Origin of the sequence: Burkholderia sp. AcTa6-5, assembly GCF_017815075.1 — a bacterium.
Lineage (GTDB): Bacteria > Pseudomonadota > Gammaproteobacteria > Burkholderiales > Burkholderiaceae > Burkholderia > Burkholderia sola.
This window is the reverse complement of record NZ_JAGIQE010000003.1, coordinates 82,639-107,444: the sequence shown is the minus strand read 5'-3', so window position 1 is coordinate 107,444 and position 24,806 is coordinate 82,639. Positions and strand designations below refer to the sequence as shown.

Sequence of the window (24,806 nt, the reverse complement as noted above, 5' to 3'; positions counted from 1 at the left end):
CAACCGCCCAAACCGGCTCCGATGCCCGTGTTAACATCGAAGCCGTTTTCGTCCTCCAACAGAACCAGCGGGAAATCACATGCAGATCGGTCAGCGGCTCGGTACGCCGCTTTCACCCTCGGCCACGCGCGTCATGCTGCTCGGCGCGGGCGAGCTCGGCAAGGAAGTCATCATCGCGTTGCAGCGTCTCGGCGTCGAAGTCATCGCGGTCGATCGCTATCCGGACGCACCGGGCCACCAGGTCGCGCATCGCGCGCACGTGATCGACATGACGGACCCGGCCGCGCTGCGGGCCATCGTCGAAGCCGAGCGCCCGCACCTGATCGTCCCCGAAATCGAGGCGATCGCCACCGACGCGCTCGCGGCGATCGAGGCGTCCGGTCTCGCCGAGGTGATCCCGACCGCGCGCGCGACGCAGCTCACGATGAATCGCGAAGGGATCCGCCGGCTCGCGGCCGAGGAACTCGGCCTGCCGACTTCCCCGTATGCGTTCGCGGATTCGTTCGAGGCCTTCAGCGGGGCCGTCGCGAAGATCGGCATGCCGTGCGTCGTGAAGCCCGTGATGTCGTCGTCGGGCAAGGGGCAGTCGGTCGTGAAGACCGCCGCCGACGTGCAAGCCGCGTGGGACTACGCGATGGCGGGCGGGCGCGTGAACCACGGCCGCGTGATCGTCGAGGGCTTCGTCGATTTCGACTACGAGATCACGCAACTGACCGTGCGCGCGATCGACCCGGCGACGCTCGACACGCGCACCTACTTCTGCGAGCCGGTCGGCCACGTGCAAGTGGCGGGCGACTACGTCGAATCGTGGCAGCCGCAGCCGATGAGCGCGGCGGCGCTCGAGAAGTCGCGCGAGATCGCGCACAAGGTGACCGAGGCGCTCGGCGGGCGCGGATTGTTCGGCGTCGAGCTGTTCGTGCGCGGCGATAACGTCTGGTTCTCCGAGGTGAGCCCGCGGCCGCACGATACGGGCCTCGTCACGCTCGCGTCGCAGCGCCAGTCGGAATTCGAGCTGCATGCGCGGGCGATTCTCGGGCTGCCGGTCGATCCGGCGCTCGGCACGCCGGCCGCGTCGGCGGTGATCTACGGCGGGCTCGACGAGCGCGGGATCGCGTTCGAAGGCGTGCGCGACGCGCTCGCGGTGCCGGGCGCGGACCTGCGCCTGTTCGGCAAGCCGGAGAGTTTTGCGAAGCGGCGCATGGGCGTCGCGCTGGCGACCGGCGCGACCGTCGACGAAGCCCGCGAACGCGCGAAGCGCGCGGCCGCGGCCGTGCGGCCCGTGTCGGCGCGTTGACGGAACGAGGAGACGACGATGGCGTCGAGGTGGTTGCGTATTGGAAAGCTGGGCGCCGCGCTGGCGCTCATCGCGAGTCTCGCGGGCTGCGGCCTCGCGGCCGCGCCGTGCCGGGTGGCGTCGGCCGGGCTCAAGATCGTGCCGCTCGTCGGCCATGTCGCCGCGGCGCCGACCGATGCGTGCGCGGACGTGATCGATCCGTGATTCCGGCGGCCGACGCGATTTCCCGCAACCTGATAAACAATAACCGCGCGCCCGCCGATGGCGCGCTTCCACCCGTCTCGTGAGAGGACCTGCATGATTCGCCCAACCCTCGCCGCGCTTGCGCTCGCCGTCAGTGCCGTTTCCGTCGCGCATGCCGCGCAACTGACCGTCGAAGAGATCGACGCCGACGCGCGCCAGCCTACCGTCTACCAGTGCGCGAACCACAAGGCGCCGGTGCGTGTGTCGTACTGGCTCGCGGGCAACGGCCAGAGCTTCGCGCTCGTGCCGGTCGACGGCAAGCAGATGCTGTTCGTCGACACGGTGTCGGGGTCGGGCGCGCGCTACCAGGCCGGCCGCTATACGTGGTGGACGAAAGGCAAGGAAGCGACGCTGCGCGACGAGATCGCCGACCCGAAGTCGCCGCCGCTGCTGGGCGATTGCGTGCAGGTCGATAAGAAAAAGAAGAAGGGCTGAGCAGCGGGCGCGGAGCCTGTTCGCCCTGACCGGTTGCGCCGGGCTGAAGGCCCGTACGCGCGGCCGACGGCGGGCATCCCGATGCGAGATTGCGCGATCGAACCCCTGATATTTTTCATCCGCCGATACGGCTACGCCGATCGGCCAGCCGCTCGCCTCCGCAGGCCGGGGCAGGCCCGCCGCGCGAACCGCCGTCGCGACCGTTCGCGGCGTTGTCACGGACAGATGCCCGCACGGTGCTACAATACGGCCCTTTCCGCCGGCATTCGCGCCGAACGGAGTCCGCACGGCCTGGCGTCCAGCGTTCGCATTGAACCGGTCCCAAGCGCCAGAGCGGCGCGCCGCGGCTCCGTCTATTTCCGAATTGTGATGAGCGCAGGCCCCGGCCGGCCTGACGCACGATGTCCCCGCCGCGCCTTTTGAGCGAAACGCCACCATGTCCGATTCTGTCGCCAAGCCCGTCGACGCAACCTTCGATCAATTCGGCCTTGCCCCCGATATCCTGAAAGCCATTGTCGAGCAGGGCTATACGACGCCGACGCCGATCCAGGCGCAGGCCATTCCGGTCGTGCTCGCCGGCCGCGACGTCATGGGCGCCGCGCAAACGGGCACCGGCAAGACCGCGAGCTTCTCGCTGCCGATCATCCAGCGCCTGCTGCCGCAAGCGAACACGAGCGCGTCCCCGGCGCGCCACCCGGTGCGGGCGCTGATCCTCACGCCGACCCGCGAACTCGCCGACCAGGTCGCCGCGAACGTGCACGCGTATGCGAAGCACACGCCGCTGCGCAGCGCGGTGGTGTTCGGCGGCGTCGACATGAACCCGCAATCGGCCGAACTGCGCCGCGGCGTCGAGATCCTGATCGCGACGCCGGGCCGCCTGCTCGACCACGTGCAGCAGAAGACGGCGAACCTCGGCCAGGTGCAGATCCTCGTGCTCGACGAAGCCGACCGGATGCTCGACATGGGCTTCCTGCCCGATCTGCAGCGCATCCTGAATCTGCTGCCGAAGGACCGTCAGACGCTGCTGTTCTCGGCCACGTTCTCGGGCGAAATCAAGAAGCTCGCATCGACCTACCTGCGTAACCCGCAGACGATCGAGGTCGCGCGCAGCAACTCGACGAACGCGAACGTCACGCAGATCGTCTACGACGTCGCGGAGGGCGACAAGCAGGCGGCCGTCGTGCAGTTGCTGCGCGATCGCGGCCTCAAGCAGGTGATCGTGTTCTGCAACAGCAAGATCGGCGCGAGCCGGCTCGCGCGCAATCTCGAGCGCGACGGCGTGGTCGCGTCGGCGATTCACGGCGACAAGACGCAGATCGAGCGGATGCAGGCGCTCGACGCGTTCAAGCGCGGCGAGATCGAAGCGCTGGTCGCGACCGACGTGGCCGCGCGCGGCCTCGACATCGCCGAGCTGCCGGCCGTGATCAACTTCGACCTGCCGTTCAGCGCGGAAGACTACGTGCACCGGATCGGCCGTACCGGCCGCGCGGGTGCGACGGGCGACGCGCTGTCGCTGTGCAGCCCGAACGAGCGCAAGCAGCTCGCCGATATCGAGAAGCTGATCAAGCGTCCGCTCGACGTGCAGACGCTCACGCTCGACAAGCCGGCGCGCCAGCGTCACGATGAACGTGGCGGCGAGCGCAATAGCGAGCGCGGTGGCGAACGAGGTGGCGAGCGCGGCGGTCGGCGCGATCGCGACGAGCATCGCGGTGCATCGGGTCGCCGGTCGGGCAGCACCGAGCGCGGCGGCCATCATCGCCGCCACGAAGCGCCGGTCGATGATTTCTTCCTGAAGCCGTACGAGCCGTCGGCGTCCGCGAAGCAGCCGGACGACGCGCAGCCCGCGCAGCAGCCGGAAAAGAAAGGGCCGAAGCGCCAGGTCGCCGCGCTGCTCGGCGGCTTCGGGATGCCGCGCAAGCCGTCGGCGTAAGCCGGGCGGAGCGCAGCGGCGGCGCGTCGGCGCTGCCGGACAAGCGGGTGCATGCGACGAGCATGTGCCCGTTTTTCATTGGGCGACGCGATCGGGGCGGGGCGTGCGCGCGGCCGCGAAAGCTTGCCGCGTGCGGGATTGGATATTTTGATGCGGTGTCGCAGCGGACGAGGTGCTCCGGCTTCCGTCACGCTTTCATGCGGTCGGATGCGCCGCCGACGGATGCCGGAACGCAGTCGCTACGGGCCGGTGTCGCGCAGGCGGTTCAACCGGCGCGCGGCCCGAAGCGACGTGCCCACGCGTCGGTCGCGGCCGCGTAGAACGCGTCGATCGTATGGCCCGGTAGATCGCCGCCTTCCGCCAGACCGAGATGCGCTGCCGCCGCCCGCAGCGCCGGCAGCGGATCGTGGCGCTCGAGCGCCGTCGCGCCCGTCTGCTTGCTGAGCTTTTCGCCGTTCGCATCGACGACGACCGGCACGTGCAGGTATGCGGGCGTCGGCACGCCGACGCAGCGCTGCAGATAGATCTGGCGCGCGGTCGAATCGAGCAGGTCGGCGCCGCGCACGACGTGCGTGATACCGGCGTCGGCATCGTCGACGACGACCGCGAGCTGATACGCCCATTGGCCGTCCGCGCGTTTCAGCACGAAATCGCCGACTTCGGTCGCGAGGTTCTGCGATTGCGTGTGCTGCCAGCGGTCGTCGAACGTGACGACCGCGTCGCTGCCGTCCGGCACGCGCAGCCGCCATGCGCGTGCAGGCTTGCCGTGCAGGCCGGTGCGGCAGGTGCCCGGATACGCGAGCGTCGTGTGGCGTTCATGCGCGGTGCGCAGCGAATCGGCGATTTCCTTGCGCGTGCAGCCGCACGGATACACGCGCCCCGCCGCGACGAGCCGCTCGAGCGCGGTCGCGTAGGCCGCGTCGCGCGTACTCTGCCAGACGGGCGGTTCGTCGGGCGTCATCCCGAAATGCGCGAGCGTTGCGAGGATGTCGTCGGCTGCGCCGGGCACCGTGCGCGGGCCGTCGAGATCCTCGATGCGCACGAGCCAGATGCCGTCGTGCGCGCGTGCGTCGAGCCAGCTCGCGAGCGCGCCGACCAGTGAGCCGAAGTGCAGCGGCCCGGTGGGCGAGGGCGCGAAGCGGCCGCGATAGCCGGGGTTCATCGGCGGGGCGCGGTGAGACGGGGGGAGGCGCGCCGTTACGCGGCGCTGGCTGCCTGCGCGCAGGCCGGGCACGACTGGCCGGGCACGTAGCTCGGCGATCGTTGCGCTTCCGGCGTGACGACCGCGCGGCACGCGAAGCACGTGACGTTCTCGGTGGGCTGGAGTTGCGGATTCAGCGCGGTGCGGTAATCGAACACGAAGCAGTCGCCGTGATAGTGGGCGCCGCCGACTTCCTCGAAGTACTTCAGGATCCCGCCTTCGAGCTGGTACACGTTGTCGATGCCGATTTCCTTCATGTGGATCGCGGCTTTCTCGCAGCGGATGCCGCCGGTGCAGAACGACACGACCGTCTTGCCTTCGAGATCGGCGCGGTTCGCGTCGATCACTTCCGGGAATTCGCTGAACTTGTCGATCCGGTAGTCGAGCGCGTTGTCGAACGTGCCGACGTCGACTTCGAACGCGTTGCGCGTGTCGAGCATCACGACCGGGCGGCCCGTGTCGTCGTGGCCGCGGTCGAGCCACGTCTTCAGCGTGCGCGCATCGACGAACGGCGCGCGGCCGAGTTCCGGCTTGATCGCGGGCTTCTTCATCGTGATGATCTCGCGCTTCAGGCGCACGAGCATGCGGCGGAACGGCTGCGAGTCGGACAGGCTTTCCTTGAACTGCAGCGTCGCGAACTTGCCTTCGAACAGCGGATCGTGGCGGATGTACGCGATGAACGCGTTGGTGGCTTCGCGCGTGCCGGCGATGAACAGGTTGATGCCTTCCGGCGCGAGCAGGATCGTGCCGCGCAGGCCGAGTTCGTTGCAGCGGGCGGTGACGAGCGGACGCCATTGCTCGTTCGCGTCGAGCGACACGAAGTGGTAGGCGGCGAGGTTGACGATGGTCATGATGGTCCGACGGGAAAACGGCCGCACGGCGGCCCGCAAAAAAGGGTGCGAAGCCGGGGCGTTGATTCGAAAAACCGTATTATCCCGCAAACGGCGCGGGCATCGGTATCCGGCCGATCGGCCAGCCGCGCGACGCGTCGCCGCGTGCATCGGCCGAACGGCCAAAACGGGCATTTTTTGGGCAGCCTGCGCGGCGAGGCGGCTACAATAGCGCCCATGTCAGATCCTCGCTTCGTCCATCTTCGCGTTCACTCCGAATTCTCGATCGCCGACGGCATCGTGCGCATTGACGACATCGTCAAGGCGGCCGCCGCGGACGGTCAGGGCGCGCTCGCGCTCACCGATCTCGGCAACGCATTCGGTCTCGTCCGTTTCTACCAGGAAGCCCGCGGCAAGGGCATCAAGCCGATCGCCGGCTGCGACGTCTGGATTGCCAATCCGGACGACCGCGACAAGCCGTCGCGGCTGCTGCTGCTGGTCAAGGACAAGGTCGGTTACCTGAATCTCTGCGAGCTGCTGTCGAAGGCGTGGCTCACGAACCAGTACCGCGGCCGCGCGGAACTCGACGCGAGCTGGCTCGACGGCGAGCTCGCGCAGGGGCTGCTCGCGCTGTCGGGCGCGCAGCAGGGCGATATCGGGCTCGCGCTGGCCGCGGGCAACGAAGAAGCCGCGCGCCGTCACGCCGAGCGCTGGGCGCGGGTGTTTCCGGGCGGCTTCTACATCGAGCTGCAGCGTTACGGCCAGCCGGGCGCCGAGGCATACATCCAGCAGGCCGCGACGCTCGCCGCGTCGCTGAAGCTGCCGGTCGTCGCGACGCACCCGACGCAGTTCATGACCGACGACGATTTCACCGCGCACGAGGCGCGCGTGTGCATCTCGGAAGGCGACATCCTCGCGAACCCGCGGCGCCAGAAGCGTTTCACGACCGACCAGTATTTCCGCACGCAGGACGACATGGCCGCGCTGTTCGCCGACCTGCCGTCGGCGATCGCGAACACGGTCGAGATCGCGAAGCGCTGCAACCTGAAGCTCGAGCTCGGCAAGCCGAAACTGCCGCTGTTCCCGACGCCGGACGGCATGTCGCTCGACGACTACCTGGTCCAGCTGTCGAAGGAAGGGCTCGAGACCCGCCTCGCGCAGTTGTATCCGGTCGAAGCCGAGCGCGACGCGCAGCGCGACATGTACTACAAACGCCTCGAGTTCGAGTGCGGGACCATCACGAAGATGGGCTTTCCCGGCTACTTCCTGATCGTCGCGGACTTCATCAACTGGGCGAAGAACAACGGCGTGCCGGTCGGCCCGGGCCGCGGCTCGGGCGCCGGCTCGCTGGTCGCGTACGCGCTCGGCATCACCGACCTCGATCCGCTGCGCTACAACCTGCTGTTCGAGCGCTTCCTGAACCCGGAACGCGTGTCGATGCCCGACTTCGACATCGACTTCTGCCAGCACGGCCGCGATCGCGTGATCCAGTACGTGAAGGAGAAATACGGCGCGGACGCCGTGTCGCAGATCGCCACGTTCGGCACGATGGCCGCGAAGGCGGCCGTGCGCGACATCGGCCGCGTGCTCGACCTCGGCTACATGTTCACCGACGGCGTCGCGAAGCTGATTCCGTTCAAGCCCGGCAAGCATGTGACGATTGCCGACGCGATGAAGGAAGAGCCGCAGCTGCAGGAGCGCTACGACCACGAGGACGAAGTCCACCAGCTGCTCGATCTCGCGCAGCGCGTCGAGGGCTTGACGCGTAACGTCGGGATGCACGCGGGCGGCGTGCTGATCGCGCCCGGCAAGCTGACCGATTTCTGCCCGCTGTACACGCAGGGCGACGACGGCGGCGTGGTCAGCCAGTACGACAAGGACGACGTCGAAGCCGTCGGCCTCGTGAAGTTCGACTTTCTGGGCCTCACGACGCTGACGATCCTCGACTGGGCCGAGCGCTACATCCGCCGCCTCGATCCGTCGAAGGCCGACTGGTCGCTCGCGCAGGTGCCGCTCGACGATCCGGCGTCGTTCCAGATCCTGAAGAAGGCCAACACGGTCGCGGTGTTCCAGCTGGAAAGCCGCGGGATGCAGGGCATGCTGAAGGATGCGCAGCCCGACCGCTTCGAGGACATCATCGCGCTCGTGTCGTTGTACCGTCCGGGCCCGATGGACCTGATCCCGAGCTTCTGCGCACGGAAGCACGGCCGCGAGAAGGTCGACTATCCGGATCCGCGCGTCGAACCCGTCCTGAAAGAGACCTACGGCATCATGGTCTATCAGGAGCAGGTGATGCAGATGGCGCAGATCATCGGCGGCTACTCGCTCGGCGGCGCGGACTTGCTGCGTCGCGCGATGGGCAAGAAGAAGCCCGAGGAGATGGCCAAGCATCGCGAGATCTTCGCCGAGGGTGCGGCGAAGAACGGCCTCACGCGCGAGAAATCCGACGAGATCTTCGACTTGATGGAGAAGTTCGCGGGCTACGGCTTCAACAAGTCGCACGCGGCCGCGTATGCGCTGCTCGCGTATTACACCGCGTGGCTGAAGGCGCACCATCCGGCCGAATTCATGGCGGCCAACATGACGCTCGCGATGGACGACACCGACAAGGTGAAGATCCTGTTCGACGACTGCGTCGTGAACAACCTCGCCGTGCTGCCGCCGGACATCAACCAGTCGCATTACCGGTTCGAGCCGGTCGCGCAAGCCGACGGCAAGCGCTCGCGCACGATCCGCTACGGGCTCGGCGCGGTGAAGGGCAGCGGCCAGAACGCGATCGAGGAAATCCTGCGTGCGCGCGAGGAAAAGGCGTTCACCGACCTGTTCGACTTCTGCGAACGGATCGACCGGCGCGTCGTCAACCGCCGCACGGTCGAGGCGCTGATCCGCGCCGGCGCGTTCGACTCGCTGAACCCGAACCGTGCGCAGTTGATCGCGTCGGTGCCGCTCGCGATGGAAGCGGCCGACCAGGCCGAAGCGAACGCGATGCAGGCCGGGCTGTTCGACATGGGCGCCGAGTCGCCGCATGCGCACGCGCTCGTCGACGAACCCGCGTGGGACGACAAGCGCCGCCTGCAGGAAGAAAAGGCCGCGCTCGGCTTCTACCTGTCCGGTCATCTGTTCGACGCGTATCGCGAAGAAGTGCGCCGCTTCGTGCGACAGAAGGTCGGCGATCTGAAGGAAGGGCGCGACAAGCTCGTCGCCGGCATCATCGCGTCGCTGCGCACGCAGATGACCCAGCGCGGCAAGATGCTGATCGCGCTGCTCGACGACGGCTCCGGCCAGTGCGAGATCACGATCTTCAACGAACAGTTCGAGGCGAACAAGGCGCTGTTCAAGGAAGACGAGCTGCTGATCGTGCAGGGGCAGGCGCGCAACGACGCGTTTACCGGCGGCATTCGCTTCACCGCCGATACCGTGATGGATCTCGAACGCGCCCGCAGCCGCTATGCGCAGGCCGTGCGGCTGACGATGAACGGCAACGCCGACGCGCTCGCGCTGCGCCGCGTGCTCGAGCCGCACGTGTCGAACGACGATCCGGCCGCGGCGAACGTGGTCGAAGCGCCCGCGCCGCGCGGCGGGGGGCGCGATGGCGGTCGGCGCCCGCCGGCGCCGCTGCCGAACGGGCTTGCCGTCCAGATCCACTACAGCAACGCGCGCGCGCAAGGCGAAATGCGCCTGGGCGACGCGTGGCGCGTGAAGCCGAGCGACGTGCTGCTGGCGGATCTGCGCGCGGCGTTCGACGGCAGCGTCGTCGAAATCACGTACTGACCGCGCCCCGCTTCGGCGGCGGTCGCGCAGAGGCGGCCCGCCGCATCGCCATCGTGCGATGCGGCGGGCCGTTTTTACGTGTGGCGGCAGCCGGGGTCTTGGGCTGGCCATCCGGACGCTATACAATCCCGCGCTGACCGTCCGAACGCGACGCGTGCCGCGGGTTCGCATGGCGAGCAGCGCCGGTAGCGCGCGTAAACAGGGGCGGGATCCGTGCGGCGTGCGGCAGCGCGCGGCACGGTAAGCCCTCGGACCAGGATGCCGGGGAACGGCCCGTCGCGACGATAAAAACTGATTGTCCCCACATGACCATGGCCAATGGAAACCCGCCGCAGCGGATCCTCGTGATCCGGATTGATTTTCTGGGCGACATGCTGTGCACGACGGCGTTTCTCGGCGCGCTGAAGGCGCGTTGGACGGGCGCGGAGCTGCATGTGGTCGCGAACCGCTACAACGCGGCCGCGCTGGCCGGAAACCCGGACGTGGATACGATCCACACCTACGTGTACAGCCGCCAGTGCGAGCGCAACGATCGTCCCGGCCGGATGCGCGCATTCCTCGACCGGCTGCGCCTCGTGCGCCGTCTGCGCCGCTTGCGGTTCGACCTCGTGATCGTGCCGAACGGCGGCATGCATCGCAGCAGCATGCAGTTCGCGCGCCAGCTTCGCGCGAAGGATTGCCGCTGGCACGATGCCGAGACCGAATTCGACGATCGCAAGCCCGAGCATGTCGCGCGGCGGCCGATGTGCCACGAAGCGTTGTCGGGCTTCCGGCTCGTGCCCGAACTCGGTTGCGCCGATCTCGATCGCCTCGCGCTGTCGGTGCATCCCGATCGCACGCTGCAGGAAACGTGGCATCGGCTGCTCGGCGCGCGCATGAAGCCGCGCGTCGGGCTGTTCGTGTCGAACAAGGCGGTCGAGCGCCGCTGGCCCGCCGACCGCTGGCGCGACCTCGGCGAGCGCCTCGCACCGGTCGCCGACGTGATCGTGTTTCGCGATCCGGCCATCGGCCACGCTGCCGAAGGCGAGTTGTGGCGCGACGTGAATGCACGGCATGTCGCACCTTCGTCGGTCGCCGAGCTGGTGGCGGCCGCGAGCCTGCTCGATGCGATCGTCTCGGCCGACAGCGCGCCCGTGCATCTTGCGTCGGCGCTCGGCGTACCGGTGGCCGCCCTGTTCGAGGATCGTCCCGAGAAATACCTGCGCTGGCATCCGCTCGGCGTGCCGCACGTGATCCTGCGCGCGGGCCCGACCGTCGACGCGATCGGTATCGATGCGGTCGAGCGCGCGGTGCGCCACCTGCTGCCGCAGGCCGGCCATCGCGACGAAGCCGCGGCCGGTACGGCGCTCGCGCAACCGGCCGCCGCCACGTCACCTGCGATCGCGCCGATCGCATCGTAGCGCCGGGCGCGTCGTGCGGCCGCGTCCCGCACGACGCTGCGCCGGCGGGGCCGCATCGCGGCAGCCTGCGCGGCCGGTGCGCGATGCCGCGCCGGCTGCTGCAAAATCCTGTACATTGCCAGCCTTGTTCAGCCAGCCAGACGATCACCGTGGCCCTGTTTTCCTCCGCCCGTCCGCCCAGAACCATCCTCGTTGCCGCGCCGCGCCGTATCGGCGACGTGCTGCTGACGACACCGCTCGTCCGGTCGCTGAAGGCCCGCTGGCCGGACGCGCAGATCGACATGCTGGTGTTTCGCGGCACCGAGGGCGTGCTCGAGCACAATCCGGACGTGCGGCGCGTGATCGTGGTCGCGCAGCGCGCGGGGTTCGGCGAGCGGCTGCGCGACGCGCTGTCGATGTGGCGCCGCTACGATCTCGCGTGCGCGGCGCTGAGTTCCGACCGGCCGCGTTTCTACAGCTGGTTCGCCGGCCGCAAGCGGGTCGGCCTCGTCGACCCGAACCGCGTCACGTGGCTCACGCGGATGATGCTGAACGGGATCGCGATCAATCACCATGAATCCGCACATACGGTCGTCAGTACGCTCGCGCTTGCGCCGGTGATCGGCATCGAGCCGGTGTCCGAGGTCGTCGCGCCCGGCATCGGCGATGATCCCGCGCGGCGCGCACGTTTCGACGCGTGGCTCGCCGAGTCGCCCGCGATCCGCGCCGGCAAGCCGCTGGTCGTGCTGCATCCGTATCCGATGTTCCGCTACAAGCAATGGCGGCTCGACGGCTGGGTCGAGATGATCGGCTGGTTGCGCGAGCAGGGCTTCGCGGTCGCGCTGTCGGGCGGCCCGGCCGATCGCGAGCGCGAGTATGCGGAGCAGGTCGCGAGCGAGGCGGGTGGCGACGTGCTGAACCTGGTCGGCCGCCTGACGTTCGGCGAGAGCGCGGAGCTCGTGCGGCGCGCGCGGCTCTTCATCGGGCCCGACACCGGCGCGACGCACGTCGCGGCCGCGACCGGCACCGACACGATCGCGCTGTTCGGGCCGTCCGACCCCGTGCGCTGGGGGCCGTGGCCGCAGCACTGGCCCGCGACCGAGAATCCGTGGTCGCTGCGCGGCTCGGGCCGGCACGGGAACGTGTGGCTGCTGCAAGGGGAAGGCGACTGCGTGCCGTGCCGGCACGAAGGCTGCGAGCGTCATGTCGACAGCCGCAGCGACTGCCTCGTTCATCTCAGTGCGCAGCGCGTGAAGGCCGCGGCAGCCGAGATGCTCGGGCTGAATCCGCCGGGCCCGGCCGACATCGTCGTCGACACGTCGCGGCTGCACCGCACCGGATCCGACTGACGCGCGGCAAGCGCGCGTTCTTCTTCGTTCGCAGGGGGCGTGTTTCGCGGAGAGCCGCGCGGCTCGCCCGCATCGGCGGTGGATGTCCGCTGCCCCGAACCCGGCCGGGCAGGGCAGCGGAACGTATGCCGGCGTGCGTTACACGCTGCGCCGGATCGCCGACGTTTCGCGCGGCAGCGCTTCGCCGCGTTCGCCGCAACCGAGCAGGATGCCGGCCAGCAGCACGATCAAGTGCCCTTCGGCGAAATCCAGCAGCAGCGAATTCGCGAGGCTGCCGATCGCGAAGATCGCGAGCCACCCGAGCAGCAAGTGCTGCGAGCGCGGATCGAGCGTACGGCTGCCGCGCGCGATCTGCACGATCAGGTTGACGAACAGCAGCAGGCCGATCGTACCGAGCTGCACGGCCATCAGCAGGTATTCGTTGTGCGGGTTCGACGTGAGCTGCCCTTCGGCGGCCGTCTTGCCGGCCGTGAGCTTCTCGAATTCGGATTCGAGGCCGCCCGCACCGTAGCCGATCACCGGGCGCTGCCGATACAGCTCCAGCCCCTTCTTGTACCACTCGAGGCGCAGCCCGGTCGACGTGGCCGCATCGCTCTGCCGGTATTGCTGCACTTCCGTCACGACCTTCGTCAGCCGGCCGTTGTGGACCGTGCATGCAGCAACCACGAGCGCGACGCCCGCCAGGACGAGCACGCCGGCGGCAAGCCCCGCGCGCAGCGCGGACTGCCGGCGCAGCAACAGCACGAAACGCACCGCGACGACGAGGATCAGCAGCAGCGCGATGACCTGTCCCGTGCGTCCTTGCAGCATCACGAACACGTTGACGAGCGACCACGCGGCGACGCCCGCACAGGCGGCGCGCGACAGCGCCGTGCGGGCCGCGAGCGCGAGATCGGCCGCCTGGTAGAACAGCAGCGCGCCGAACATGCCGGCCGCGATGTGGTTCTTGAACACCCACGCGCGCGACAGCGGCAGTTGGGTCGCATACGCCGGCCCGATCGCGGTGAGCCCGAGATAGTTGGTCGTCGACAGCAGCAGGATCACGCACAGCGTGCCGAACCAGCAGCGCCGCACGATCGGCGCCCAGTTCGAATGACGGAACGCGAGCACGGCGAACGGCAGCAGCAGCAGCTTGTCGTACTTCGCGACCCAGTTCCACGCCTTGTTGTGCGGCGCGACCGTATAGGTGACGCTCGCGGCCAGCGCGGCCAGGATCAGCAGCGCCGCGAGCGAAGCCGGGTCGGCGACGAACGAGCGCAGGTCGCGCCAGAACTCGGGGGAGATCACGAGCGCGGCGGCGAACAGCCCGCAGAACACGTTGGTCAGCGCGGTCGAAACGGGCACCATGCAGAGCGCGGCGACGGCGAATGCGCGGGCGGCGGTCAGGCGCCGCGTGGCGGGAGCGGAAAACGAAAGCATCGGAACCTGTCGTATGGACGAATGCGGCTTGCGGGCATCTGCGCCGCGTCGCTTATCCCGGCGAGAGACCCGGGACGAACGGCGCAGTATACGCGAAGCAGGGCAGGTTTCCGTGCGGTTTTCGGGGCGGGATCAGATGAACGCGCGCTTGATCCGCGAGCGCAGCAGCGCGCGCTTGAGGCGGCCTTCCACCACCGGTGTATCGAGCGCGATCTGCGTGCCGAGCGGCTCGCCGCGATGCAGGTAGTAGCGGTCGAACGTCGCCTGCGTCATGCCCCATTTGTTCAGGAACTGGCGGCGGCCGTCGTTCTTGACGATCTTGCCGGTGCTCTTCTGCTGGAAGTGGTACACGAGGCTGTCGCCGACGCCGACGAAGATCCGGCAACCGGCGTCCCAGAATTTCATCGAGAAGTCGTTGTCGCTGCTCATGCCCGGCGACAGCTCGCTGCTGTAGCCGCCGATGCGGTTCCACCAGTCGCGGTGCACGAGCGTCGGCGGCCAGGTCGAGCCGAGCCAGTCGGCACGCACCAGCTTCGGAGTCGCGGCGACGAGGCCCGCCGCGTCGAACTGCTCGGCGTCGCGGCCGAAATTGCTGACGACCACGCACGGGTTGCGCGTGTCGACCGGCTCGACCATCGTGCCCGACAGCATGAACAGGTCGGTGGGCATCTGTTCGATGCGGCGCACGAGCGCCGTGTCCCAGCCCGGGCAGCAGAACATGTCGTCGTTCATGTAGACGACGTAGTCGCGCGTGGCGCGCGCGGCGGCCAGGTTGACCGCATGGCAGATGCCGATGTTGGTCGGCGACGCGGTGTGTTCGATCCCTTCGTTACGCACCCAGTCGAGGGTGCCGTCCGAGCCGTCGTTCACGTGCACGATGATCTGGTGGTCGTACGCGGAATGCCGGCGCAGGCTGTCGACGACGAGCTTGAGGTACGGCAGGTTGTTCCAGGTCGGGATGATGATGGAGAACATGGCGGTCGGATTCGGTGGTCGTCGTGACGGGCGGCGCGCAGCGCGGCCGCTCGGGCGGGCACGCACGGTGCGCGCAACCCGGCATTGTAACGCCGTGCCGATCGCGCACCGGGCGGGTGCCTAGCGGGTCGGCTCGTGACCGAGCTTCAGGAAGCGGTAGTACACGGTTTCCGCGTTGAACACCGCGATCATGAAGCCCGCGCGGCCGTCGAGGAACCCGCGCCGCAGCACGTAGGTGCGCACGAACGCCCACGCGCCGCGGCCGAGCGCCTTGCCGAAGCCGCCGCGCTGGCCGGCCGCGCGGCGCTGGCGCGCGCCGGCCGTCGAATACGCGTCGAGCTTGCGCACGACCGTTTCGAAATCCTCGTACGAGTAGTGCATCAGCTTGCCGGTCAGGCGCTGCGCGGCGGTATCGAATACGAGGCGCTCGTGCACGAGATCGTCCGAGAACCGTGCGGTGCCGCGCCGGAACAGCCGCGGCACCCAGTCCGGATACCAGCCGCTGTGATGGATCCACTTGCCGCAGAAGCTCGACAGCCGGTCGAGCGCATAGACCTGCGCGGCCGGCGCGCGGATCGCGTCGCGGATCGACCGCGCGAGTTCCGGCGTGACGATTTCGTCGGTATCGAGCGACAGGATCCAGTCGGTGCCGAGCGCGTCGAGCGCGCGGTTCTTCTGCGGGCCGAAGCCCGGCCAGTCGCGCTCGACGATCACGCGCGCGCCGTGCGCCTGCGCGATCGCGACGGTATCGTCGGTGCTGCCGCCGTCGATCACGACGACGTCGTCGGCGAACGACAGCGCATCGAGACACTGCGCGAGCCGCGCGGATGCGTTGAGGGCGATGAGGGCGACGCCGAGGGAGGGTTCAGCCATGAAATCGTCGGAAAGGCGGAGAAAACGGTGAGCGGCAGTATACCTTCGGCCCGGCCGCGGCCCGCATCGGCGACGGGCGTGCCCGCGGGGGCGGTGCAGCTATAATGTTGAGCCCTTTCCGGCACCCGCCCGACGGGGCGCACACCCGGGCGGCCACGCGCCGGGCGCCGCATCGCGGCTCAAGAAGGATTGCCTTGGAAACCCAGAACACTCTTCGCAAACCGATGGACGGCACCGGCACGTCGCCGCTCACGGTCCTCAAGCGCCTGTGGCCGTACATCCGGCCGCTCGTCGGCATCGTGGTGCTCGCCGTGATGACGATGGGCGTCGTCGCGGCCACCGAAGCCGGCATTCCGGCGCTGCTCAAGCCGCTGCTCGACCACGGCTTCGGCTCGCACGGCAGCGACAGCGCGAAATGGTACGTGCCGATCGCGGTGATCGGCCTCGCGCTGGTGCGAGGCGTCTCGCAGTACACGTCGAATTACCTGCTCAACTACGTATCGAACCGCATCCTGCTGCAGCTGCGGCTCGAAATGTTCCAGCGGATGCTCCACACGGGCGCGTCGTTCTTCCAGCGCGAAACCGCGAGCACGGTAATCAACGCGATCGTGTTCGAGGTCAACCAGATCCTGTCGGTGCTGACGGGCGTGATGGTCACGCTCGTGCGCGACTCGCTGACGGTGATCTTCCTGCTCGGCTACCTGTTCTACCTGAACTGGCGGCTCACGCTGATCGTCGCGGTGATCCTGCCGGGCATCGGCTGGCTCGTCAGCAAGATCAACCGCCGGCTGCGCCGCCTGAACCGCGAGCACCAGACGCTGACCAACGAGCTGTCGTACATCGTCGAGGAGACGGTCGGCGGCTACAAGGTCGTCAAGGTGCACAACGGCGAAGCGTACGAGATGGACCGCTTCACGACGATGAGCAAGCGCCTGCGCGGCTATGCGATGCGCATGACGATCTCGGGCGGCCTCGCGCAGCCGCTCACGCAGTTCCTCGCGTCGATCGCGCTCGCGGTCGTGATCACGATCGCGGTCGTGCAGTCGTCGAACGACCAGACGACGGTCGGCGGCTTCGTCGCGTTCGTCACGTCGATGCTGCTGGTGATCTCGCCGCTCAAGCACCTGATCGACGTCAACCAGCCGCTGCAGCGCGGGATGACGGCCGCCGAGCTGATCTTCGGGCTGATCGACGAGCCGGCCGAGCCGCAAGGCGGCGGGCGGCCGCTGTCGCACGCGCGCGGCGAGATCGAGTTCCGCTCCGTGTCGTTCGATTACGGCGCGGCCGAGCGGCCGACGCTCGACCGCATCTCGTTCAAGGTCGCGCCGGGCGAAATGATCGCGCTCGCCGGCCCGTCCGGGAGCGGCAAGACGACGCTCGTGAACCTGCTGCCGCGCTTCTTCGACCCGACGGACGGCACGATCCTGGTCGACGGCGTGCCGGTTGCCGACTACGATCTTCACGCGCTGCGCAGCCAGATGGCGATGGTGAGCCAGGACGTCGTGCTGTTCAACGACACGATCGCCGCGAACGTCGCCTACGGGCAGACGCCCGACCGCGCGCGCGTGCAGGCCGCGCTCGAGGCCGCGAACCTCGCCGATGCGGTCGCCGCGATGCCCGACGGGCTCGATACGCTGGTGGGCGGCAACGGGATGCGGTTGTCCGGCGGCCAGCGCCAGCGGCTCGCGATTGCGCGCGCGATCTACAAGGACGCGCCGATCCTGATCCTCGACGAAGCGACGTCGGCGCTCGATTCGGAGTCGGAGCGCCACGTGCAGGCCGCGCTCGAGCGGCTGATGGAAGGCCGGACGACGCTGGTGATCGCGCACCGGCTGTCGACGATCGAGCGCGCGGACCGCATCCTCGTGCTCGAGTCCGGCAAGATCGTCGAGGAGGGGAGCCACGACGAACTGCTGCGCCACGGCGGCCTCTACGCGCACCTGCACCGGATCCAGTACCAGCAGCAGGCGGCGTGACGCGCGGTCATGCGGCCGGCCGTGTGCTAGTCTTCATCGGGCAAGCCCGGTCGTTTCTTGTTCGACGTGACACCACGGAGGGAAGGACAATGAAGAGGATGCACGGCACGATGCTGGCCGCACTGATCGCGGCCGGCTGCGCCGCCACCACGGCGATGGCGCAGGATCACGGCAACCACGGCAATCGCGATGACCACGGCGGCCCCGGCATGCATCGCGGGCATGGCCCGAAACATGTGCCGCCCGGCCACGCGATGCATCGCGACGACGTGCCGCCGCGCTGGGCCGACGGGCCGCGCCGCGACTGGCACAAGGGCGACCGGCTGCCGGACGAATTCCGCGATCGTCAATACGTGGTCGACGACTGGCGCGGCTATCACCTGAGCGCGCCGCCGCGCGGCTATCACTGGGTCGGCGTCGGCGGCGACTACCTGCTCGTGCAGATCGGCTCGGGCATCGTGCTGCGGGTCGGTCCGTAACCGCCCGGCCTGTCCCCGTCACCGTCACGCAGCGTTCCGATCGTTCATCCGGCTGCCGGGCGCGTTGCCCGGCGCCGCGTTACTTTGCCGCCGCGCGGCGGAACCAGCGCCGCTCGATGCTCGACATCGCCCAGCACACGCCCAGCGCGCACACCGTGCCGAGCGTCACTTCGCCGAACCGGATCAGCGGAACGTCCCACAGCGGGCCGTTGCCGGGGAACAGCAGCACGATCGTCGCGGTCACGCCGCCGAGCCGTGCCGCGCTGCCGATGTTCAGGCACCAGCAGCAGACGATCACGACCGCGACCGTGATCGCATACGCGACGAGGCGATCGCCGCCCAACGCCGCACCGGCGAAGCCCAGGGCGCCGCCGACCATCGCACCGATGAACTGGTCGCGCGACAGCGACATCGTGTCCGAGTAGTTGTGCTGCGTGACGGCGATCGCGGTGATCGCCGCCCACACCGCCTGCTCGCTATGCACCGCGCGGCCGATCGCATACGCGAGGCACGCGCCGCACACGGCCTGCACCGCCATCAGCCCGCCTTGCGCGAGCCGCTCGCTGAATGACAGCCCCTTGAACAGATCGAAGATCGACTGCTGGATCTGCTGGCGGGCTTCGTTGAGTGTCCTGATCGTATCCATCGTGCATCGGCCAAGAAGCGGGTAGCGGCGGCGCGCCGCCGTCAATGCGCCTGTTCGGGCGAGGCGGGCGCCGGTTCGTCGGCCGTCGCGTCGCCGTTGTCGACGCGCGTTTCGGGCATCACGAGCCAGACCAGCAGCACCGCGAGCGCGCCTGCCGCGGCGAGCCCGAAGAAACTGACCGCGTTGCCGAAGTGATCGGCGACGTAGCCGGCCACGGCCGTGCTGAGCGTCGCGCCGATCCCGGCCGCGAGCCCGAACAGCCCGATACACAGGTTGTAGCGGCCCTTGCCGCCCGCGACGTCGGCCGCGATCAGCGGCAGCATCACGCCGAACACCGCCGCGCTGATGCCGTCGAGCATCTGCACCGGCACGAGCAGGTACGGGCTGCTGACGCCGGCGAACAGCAACGCGCGCACCGGCAGCGCGGAGAAGCCGAGCAGCAGGATCGGCCGGCGCCCCCAGCGCTGCGCGGAACGGCCGACCCACGGCGACAGCATCGCGACGATCGCCTGCGGCACGATGATGCACGCGGCGATCACGAGCTGCACGTTCTCGCCCATCCCGGCCGTGACTTCGCCGGCCGCGAGGTTCAGCATCGCGGCGTTCGACAGGTGGAACAGCACGACACAGGCCGCGAAGATCAGCATCCGGCGATCGCGCAGCAGTTCGAGCAGCGTTTCGCGCTCGCCGGCTTCGTCGACGTCGTCAGGCTTCGACGACTGCGGAATCACCTGGTGCGTCGGCTGGATCATCGCGAGCGCGAACAGCGCGGGCAGCGCCAGCACGGCGGTCAGCCAGAACACCGCGCGCGCGGAGAAGTATTCGCCGGTGAGCCCCATCAGGCCCGCCGCGACCGCGCTGCCGATCGACGCCCAGCGCGCGTTGCGGCCGAGCCGGTCGCCGAGGTCGGCGCGGCCGACGAGCGAGAACGAGATCGCGGCCATCGCCGGCACCAGCATGCAGCTCGCAAAACCGTGGAACACCTCGGCGGCGATTACCGGCACGATCGTCGGGCTCGACGCGAGCAGCACCGCGGACAGGATGATGGCCGCGATCGCCCACGCGGCCGCGCCCTTCTTGTTCTTCAGCGCATCGACGGCCGCGCCGCCCGGCACCTGGCTGACCATCGCGCTGATCGTGCCGATCGACAGCACCATGCCGATCTCGCCCTGCGTCCACTTGTGCGACGCGAGGTAGGACGCGATGAACGGACCGAACCCGGTTTGAACGTTTGCAACGAAAAAGTTGAGCCAGTCGAGGGCCCGGAGACTGCGAACGCTGACGGAATGCTTGATCGTCATCGGGTGGCACTCGCAGACGAAGCCGGCACCGCTGCCGCCGGGGCAACGGGCGGGAAAACCGCGACGATCGGCTTGTCGGCCGCGTACGGCGGCGCTGCCTTGATCTGCGCGTCGTTCAGGTCGAGCTGCGGGTGCAGCGCCTTGTCGCGCGTGACGAAGCGCAGCGCGCCCCAGCTCGCGGCGATCGAACGGCGGTCGGTATTGACGAGCCCGCCGAGGTCGAGCACGACGGCCTGCGGTTGCGCGCCGCGGTCGATCAGCACGTCGACGATCCGGCCGATCTTCGTGCCGTTCGGGCGTTCGACGTCGCTGTCGAGCATCGGCAGCCGCGTCGCCGGCGACGCCGCGGCCGAGCCCGACAGCGGCACGGCCTTCGGCCGCGCGGCCGGCGGCAGGTCGCCCGACGGCACGTCGAGCACGATCGGCTCCTGTTTGCCGCCCGGCGTGAAGCGGAACACGTTCCACGGGAAGATGACCTTGCGGTCGCCGATCCCCATGAAGCCTTGCAGGTTGACGATCATCTCGCGCGGCTTGCCGCCCGCGTCGACCACCATGTCGACCGCGCGGCCGACCACCTTGCCGTTGCGGCGCGCGACTTCGCTGTCGAGCAGCGCATGGATCTGGGTGCGGTCGAGCGCGCGCGTCGCGACGAGCGGCGGGGGCGGAGGCGGCGGCGGGGTCGGCGATTCGGGGCGCTGCACGGGCTTCGGCCGTGCCACTTCGCGGTGCGGCTTCTTCGGCGCTTCCGGTTCCTCCGGTTGCGTCGGCGCGGGCACCGGCGGCATCGTCAGCGGCTCGCCGGCGGTTTCCTCGACAGGCTCGACGAGCGCCTCGCTGATCGGCGCGGGCGGGTTCTGGACCGGCAGCAGCCCGCAGCCGGACAGCAGCGCGGCGACGGCGACGATCAGGAAGACCGTCGAGGACGGCAACGACTTGCGGGATGCGGGAAACGGGAGTCCGCCGCTCATTGACACTCACTCCATGGGTCGGGGCGGCCCGAGGGCACGCGGCTGGCGATGGATGGCGGGTGCGGGCGGCGCACCACGCGAGGGTGAGAGTTTAACGTGTCTTGCTTTCAGGACCGATATCGATGGCGGGTTGCAGGCGGACCGTCGGGAAAAGGAAGGGATCGGAGGCCGTCGCGGGCGGCTCCGGCGACTGATCGACGACGATGCGGGCGCCGGCGCTGCTGCCGTCGGTGCGTTGGCTCAACGCGCCGAGCTGCCGCACGCGGCCAGCAACGAGAGCGCCGCAACGAGAGCGCCGCAACGCCGGCGGCCATCATGATCATTCTGCAGAAACGACGTCGACCTGGCCCGCCGTGGTGGCGGGGCGCTGCCTGAAGGCAGCGTCAAACCGGGAGATCAGGCGTCCGGATACCACGCGTCGGCGAATTCGCTGACCTGGACGTCCTTCAGCTCCGGACGCGCGGCCAGCCACCCGCGCACGAGCTCGCGATCGGCGTCGGTCGTCGTGCCGCGCGGCGCGCCGGAGATCACGTACGCGCCGATGCCTTCGTCCGCGGACGCGACGGTCAGCAGCCCGTTCGCTTCGACGAAGTCGATGAACGCATCGATCAACTGGCCGCGCTCGAGGTCGGTCATGTCGTTGCGGTAATGCGCGGTGGCGTTGAACGAGAGTTCCTGGAATTCGCCGATGTGGAGTTTCTTGCGCTGGCGGCGGTTGTGGCCTTGGCTCATGGTGTGTGCTGAATGAATGAGAGGTGAGAAAGGATAGCGCGGCGGATGGCGTGGGCACCCTGCCGACGTGCTGCATGGGTGAGGCTGGAGGCGAAAGAGCGGCGTATCGCGGGACCGTTTTCGAAACTGTTCTTAAACAATTGCGCGATTCGCCTTTCGCCGTGCGGCCTGGTCAAGCGGCCTATTGCACGCTTGACCGAATGATACAGGGATGGCGAGCGTGTTCGGCTTTGCTAAGGTCTGCGGTCATTCGAACAACCACGAGGGCCGTATGTCGGACAATCGCTATGCGTACGAGGGGCGCGAGGATCTCACGCCGGGAGCCGTCATCATGTTCAGCACGGTGCGCCGGTGTAACGCCGTCGCCAAACCAGAAGCCAGGGTGTTCTGATCGTGCCGACCGATACGTGGGAAAAGCTGGCCTTATTTGCACGTGAAGAGCTTGGTCGACCGTTGTTCGGCGGCCGGTTGAGGATCGAACCATCGTCCCGCCTCGAAGACGATCTGGGCGTGACGGGACTCGACGCAGTCGAGTTCATCGACAAATGGGCGGAAACGTTCGGTGTGCATGCCGCTGAATTCCCTTACGACCGCTACTTCGGTCCTGAGGGCCAAGACATGGTGACGACGTTTCTCGCGCTGTTTTCCGGGCATTATCGTAAGCCGCCGCGCGTACCGCTCACGCTCGCCATGCTGGAAGAAGCGATGCGTGTCGGCCGATGGGATACCGAAGCGATCGAGCGCTTCGCACGGGAAGCAACCCGCGACGAATAGCCGTTCTGCGATGCATGCGGGTTGCGCGAAAGCCGTGCCGTACCGGGCAGGAATCGCGCAACCGCACAAGGACGCATCGTCACATCAGCACGATGTCGTACTGCTCCTGGCTCAGATTCGACTCGACCTGCAGCGACACCGGTTTGCCGATGAAGTCGATCAGCATTGCCAGATGCTGCGATTCTTCGTCGAGGAACAGGTCGATCACCTGCTGCGCGGCGATCACGCGGAATTCGCGCGGGTTGAACTGCCGCGACTCGCGCAGAATCTCGCGCAGGATGTCGTAGCACACGGTGCGCGACGTCTTCACCTGGCCCTTGCCCTGGCAGGTCGGACACGGTTCGCACAGCACGTGCGCGAGCGATTCGCGCGTGCGCTTGCGCGTCATCTCGACGAGTCCGAGCTGCGAGAAGCTGTTGACCGTCACGCGCGTGCGGTCGCGCGACAGCGCCTTCTTCAGCTCGGACAGCACCGCGTCGCGATGCTCGGCGTTCTCCATGTCGATGAAGTCGATGATGATGATCCCGCCGAGGTTGCGCAGCCGCAGCTGCCGCGCGATCGTGTGCGCGGCCTCGAGGTTGGTCTTGAAGATCGTGTCGTCGAAGTTGCGCGCGCCGACATAGCCGCCCGTGTTCACGTCGATCGTCGTCATCGCCTCGGTCTGGTCGATCATTAGGTAACCGCCCGACTTCAGGTCGACGCGGCGCGACAGCGCGCGCTGGATCTCCATCTCGATGTTGTACAGGTCGAACAGCGGCCGCTCGCCCGTGTAGTGATGCAGCTTCGGACTCACGGCCGGCGTGAACTCGCCCGCGAATTCCGACAGGCGCTGGTAGGTCTCGCGCGAATCGACCTGGATGCGCGTCGTGTCGTCGTTCGCGAAATCGCGCAGCACGCGCTGCGCGAGATCGAGATCCTGGTACAGCAGGCTCGTCGCCGGCAGCCGCTGCGCCTGCGCGACGATCGTCGCCCAGGTCTTGCGCAGGTACGCGACGTCGCCGGCCAGTTCGTCGGAGGTCGCATCCTCGGCGATCGTGCGCACGATGTAGCCGCCTTTCTCGTCCGGCGGGATCACGGCGGTCAGGCGCGCGCGCACGGCCTCGCGCTCGGCCTCGCTCTCGATCTTCTGCGAGATGCCGATATGCGGCTCCTGCGGCAGGTAGACGAGCGTGCGGCCCGCGATGCTGACCTGCGTCGACAGCCGCGCGCCTTTCGTGCCGATCGGATCCTTGATCACCTGCACCATCAGCGTCTGGCCTTCGAACACGATCTTCTCGATCGGCTGGTGCGGTGCGCCCGACTGCGGCTCGCCCGCGAGGCGCGGATGCCAGATGTCGGCGACGTGCAGGAACGCCGCGCGCTCGAGGCCGATGTCGATGAACGCCGACTGCATGCCGGGCAGCACGCGCACGACCTTGCCGAGATAGATGTTGCCGACCCGTCCGCGCGACAGCGTCCGCTCGACGTGAAGCTCCTGCACCGCACCTTGCTGGACGAGTGCGACGCGCGTTTCCTGCGGCGTGAGGTTGATCAGGATTTCTTCGTTCATGGTGCGGTTCAGAAGGCGACGCGTGCGGTACGCAGCAGCGCGGCAGTCTCAAAAAGGGGCAGACCCATGATACCTGAATGGGATCCGTCGATTCGCTCGATGAATTCGGCCGCGCGGCCCTGGATCGCGTACGCGCCGGCCTTGCCGAACGGCTCGCCGGTGGCGACGTAGCGCGCGAACGCGTCGCGCGATGCGTTTGAAAAGCGTACCGACGAGCGCGACAGCGCGGGCGGCAGCAGTTCGCCGTCGGCGCCGATCACGGCGACGGCGGTCAGGACTTCGTGTGCGCGGCCCGCGAGGCGGGTGAGCATCGCGAGCGCATCGTCGGCGTCGGCCGGCTTGCCGAGGATCGCGCCATCGATGGTCACCGTGGTGTCCGCAACGAGCACCGGCGCGGGCGGCTTGCCGCTCGCGATGAGGCGCGCACGCGCGGCCTCGGCCTTCGCGACGGTCACGCGCCGCACGTACGCGTCGGCGGCTTCGCCGGGCAGCTCGGCCTCGAGCGCCTCGGCGTCCTCGTCGGGGCGCGGCGGCAGCAGCTCGAAGCGTACGCCGATCTGCAGCAGCAGCTCCTGGCGGCGCGGGCTTTGCGAGGCGAGGTAAAGGATCGGGAAAAGCGCGGGGGACGTGCTGGACGGCATGGTGTCGTTATCTCGTTAGGCGCGCGTGGCGCGCGTCTCGA

At 68.5% G+C, this 24,806-nt stretch carries 23 protein-coding genes; 11 read left to right on the top strand and 12 right to left on the bottom strand.

Translation table 11 applies throughout. The annotated features are described in order from the left end of the window. Positions 1-79 precede the first annotated feature (79 nt). From purT to J8I33_RS05550, 4 genes are all read left to right on the top strand, one after another. Positions 80-1,294, top strand: a complete 1,215-nt coding sequence (purT, locus tag J8I33_RS05565; protein WP_209933783.1) for a formate-dependent phosphoribosylglycinamide formyltransferase — start codon at positions 80-82, stop codon at positions 1,292-1,294. Between the two features lie 18 nt (positions 1,295-1,312). Further along, the gene (locus tag J8I33_RS05560; protein WP_050016351.1) at positions 1,313-1,498 is read left to right on the top strand and encodes a DUF6726 family protein; all 186 of its coding nucleotides are present in this window, start codon (positions 1,313-1,315) and stop codon (positions 1,496-1,498) included. Between the two features lie 93 nt (positions 1,499-1,591). Next, entirely contained in the window at positions 1,592-1,972 is a 381-nt protein-coding gene (locus J8I33_RS05555; protein WP_209933782.1) for an MliC family protein, read from the top strand. Positions 1,973-2,408: 436 nt separating this feature from the next. Beyond that, positions 2,409-3,902 carry a DEAD/DEAH box helicase gene (locus J8I33_RS05550; RefSeq protein WP_089488700.1) on the top strand — a complete coding sequence of 498 codons (1,494 nt, stop codon included), beginning with the start codon at positions 2,409-2,411 and terminating at the stop codon, positions 3,900-3,902. A 265-nt stretch (positions 3,903-4,167) separates the two neighbouring features. Here the strand turns inward: J8I33_RS05550 and gluQRS are convergent, their stop codons facing one another. Both gluQRS and J8I33_RS05540 read right to left on the bottom strand, forming a co-directional pair. Then, positions 4,168-5,064, bottom strand: coding sequence for a tRNA glutamyl-Q(34) synthetase GluQRS (gene gluQRS / locus J8I33_RS05545; RefSeq protein ID WP_209933780.1), 897 nt, complete (start codon positions 5,062-5,064; stop codon positions 4,168-4,170). A 35-nt stretch (positions 5,065-5,099) separates the two neighbouring features. Continuing rightward, entirely contained in the window at positions 5,100-5,954 is an 855-nt protein-coding gene (locus J8I33_RS05540) for a sulfurtransferase (RefSeq protein WP_209926926.1), read from the bottom strand. Between the two features lie 216 nt (positions 5,955-6,170). Here J8I33_RS05540 and dnaE point away from each other — a divergent pair, with 216 nt between their 5' ends. The 3 genes from dnaE (at position 6,171) to J8I33_RS05525 (ending at position 12,432) form a co-directional block, all read left to right on the top strand. Beyond that, a complete protein-coding gene (gene dnaE / locus J8I33_RS05535) occupies positions 6,171-9,704 on the top strand; it encodes a DNA polymerase III subunit alpha (protein ID WP_209933778.1) in 3,534 nt (1,177 codons plus the stop codon). Positions 9,705-10,015: 311 nt separating this feature from the next. Then, on the top strand, positions 10,016-11,104 hold the full coding sequence (locus tag J8I33_RS05530) for a glycosyltransferase family 9 protein (RefSeq protein WP_124594815.1): 1,089 nt from the start codon (positions 10,016-10,018) through the stop codon (positions 11,102-11,104). A 149-nt stretch (positions 11,105-11,253) separates the two neighbouring features. Continuing rightward, on the top strand, positions 11,254-12,432 hold the full coding sequence (locus tag J8I33_RS05525; protein ID WP_050016362.1) for a glycosyltransferase family 9 protein: 1,179 nt from the start codon (positions 11,254-11,256) through the stop codon (positions 12,430-12,432). A gap of 138 nt (positions 12,433-12,570) precedes the next feature. Here the strand turns inward: J8I33_RS05525 and J8I33_RS05520 are convergent, their stop codons facing one another. The 3 genes from J8I33_RS05520 to J8I33_RS05510 all read right to left on the bottom strand — a co-directional run bounded on the left by J8I33_RS05520 (position 12,571) and on the right by J8I33_RS05510 (position 15,699). Then, a complete protein-coding gene (locus tag J8I33_RS05520) occupies positions 12,571-13,851 on the bottom strand; it encodes an O-antigen ligase family protein (RefSeq protein WP_124637625.1) in 1,281 nt (426 codons plus the stop codon). 132 nt (positions 13,852-13,983) lie between these two features. Further along, positions 13,984-14,826 (bottom strand): glycosyltransferase, encoded by an 843-nt coding sequence (locus J8I33_RS05515; RefSeq protein WP_209926922.1) that lies wholly within the window; start codon positions 14,824-14,826, stop codon positions 13,984-13,986. Between the two features lie 120 nt (positions 14,827-14,946). Beyond that, positions 14,947-15,699, bottom strand: coding sequence for a glycosyltransferase family 2 protein (locus J8I33_RS05510; RefSeq protein WP_209933776.1), 753 nt, complete (start codon positions 15,697-15,699; stop codon positions 14,947-14,949). Positions 15,700-15,923: 224 nt separating this feature from the next. Between J8I33_RS05510 and msbA the strand changes: the two genes are divergently transcribed. Together msbA and J8I33_RS05500 are read left to right on the top strand one after the other, a co-directional pair. Continuing rightward, positions 15,924-17,675 carry a lipid A export permease/ATP-binding protein MsbA gene (msbA, locus tag J8I33_RS05505; protein WP_050016372.1) on the top strand — a complete coding sequence of 584 codons (1,752 nt, stop codon included), beginning with the start codon at positions 15,924-15,926 and terminating at the stop codon, positions 17,673-17,675. A gap of 89 nt (positions 17,676-17,764) precedes the next feature. Then, entirely contained in the window at positions 17,765-18,154 is a 390-nt protein-coding gene (locus tag J8I33_RS05500) for an RcnB family protein (RefSeq protein ID WP_050016374.1), read from the top strand. Between the two features lie 79 nt (positions 18,155-18,233). Here J8I33_RS05500 and J8I33_RS05495 read toward each other — a convergent pair whose 3' ends face one another. The 5 genes from J8I33_RS05495 to J8I33_RS05475 form a co-directional block, all read right to left on the bottom strand. Beyond that, positions 18,234-18,800 (bottom strand): FUSC family protein, encoded by a 567-nt coding sequence (locus J8I33_RS05495; protein WP_124631394.1) that lies wholly within the window; start codon positions 18,798-18,800, stop codon positions 18,234-18,236. 41 nt (positions 18,801-18,841) lie between these two features. Then, the gene (locus J8I33_RS05490; RefSeq protein WP_050016379.1) at positions 18,842-20,101 is read right to left on the bottom strand and encodes an MFS transporter; all 1,260 of its coding nucleotides are present in this window, start codon (positions 20,099-20,101) and stop codon (positions 18,842-18,844) included. Beyond that, positions 20,098-21,069, bottom strand: coding sequence for a PRC-barrel domain-containing protein (locus J8I33_RS05485; RefSeq protein WP_089488694.1), 972 nt, complete (start codon positions 21,067-21,069; stop codon positions 20,098-20,100). Before J8I33_RS05485 ends, J8I33_RS05490 begins: the two co-directional genes overlap by 4 nt. 91 nt (positions 21,070-21,160) lie before the next feature. Continuing rightward, on the bottom strand, positions 21,161-21,313 hold the full coding sequence (locus tag J8I33_RS05480) for a hypothetical protein (RefSeq protein ID WP_160300526.1): 153 nt from the start codon (positions 21,311-21,313) through the stop codon (positions 21,161-21,163). A gap of 152 nt (positions 21,314-21,465) precedes the next feature. Continuing rightward, positions 21,466-21,801, bottom strand: coding sequence for a 50S ribosome-binding protein YggL (locus J8I33_RS05475; RefSeq protein ID WP_069618124.1), 336 nt, complete (start codon positions 21,799-21,801; stop codon positions 21,466-21,468). Positions 21,802-22,012: 211 nt separating this feature from the next. Between J8I33_RS05475 and J8I33_RS05470 the strand changes: the two genes are divergently transcribed. Beyond that, the gene (locus J8I33_RS05470; RefSeq protein ID WP_209933774.1) at positions 22,013-22,192 is read left to right on the top strand and encodes a hypothetical protein; all 180 of its coding nucleotides are present in this window, start codon (positions 22,013-22,015) and stop codon (positions 22,190-22,192) included. A 2-nt stretch (positions 22,193-22,194) separates the two neighbouring features. Then, positions 22,195-22,575 (top strand): DUF1493 family protein, encoded by a 381-nt coding sequence (locus J8I33_RS05465; RefSeq protein ID WP_209933772.1) that lies wholly within the window; start codon positions 22,195-22,197, stop codon positions 22,573-22,575. A gap of 79 nt (positions 22,576-22,654) precedes the next feature. On the opposite strand, the gene rng is transcribed toward J8I33_RS05465, so the two are convergent. Beyond that, positions 22,655-24,124, bottom strand: a complete 1,470-nt coding sequence (gene rng, locus J8I33_RS05460; protein ID WP_209933769.1) for a ribonuclease G — start codon at positions 24,122-24,124, stop codon at positions 22,655-22,657. Positions 24,125-24,132: 8 nt separating this feature from the next. After that, positions 24,133-24,765, bottom strand: coding sequence for a Maf family protein (locus J8I33_RS05455; RefSeq protein ID WP_209933768.1), 633 nt, complete (start codon positions 24,763-24,765; stop codon positions 24,133-24,135). Between the last annotated feature and the right edge of the window lie 41 nt (positions 24,766-24,806).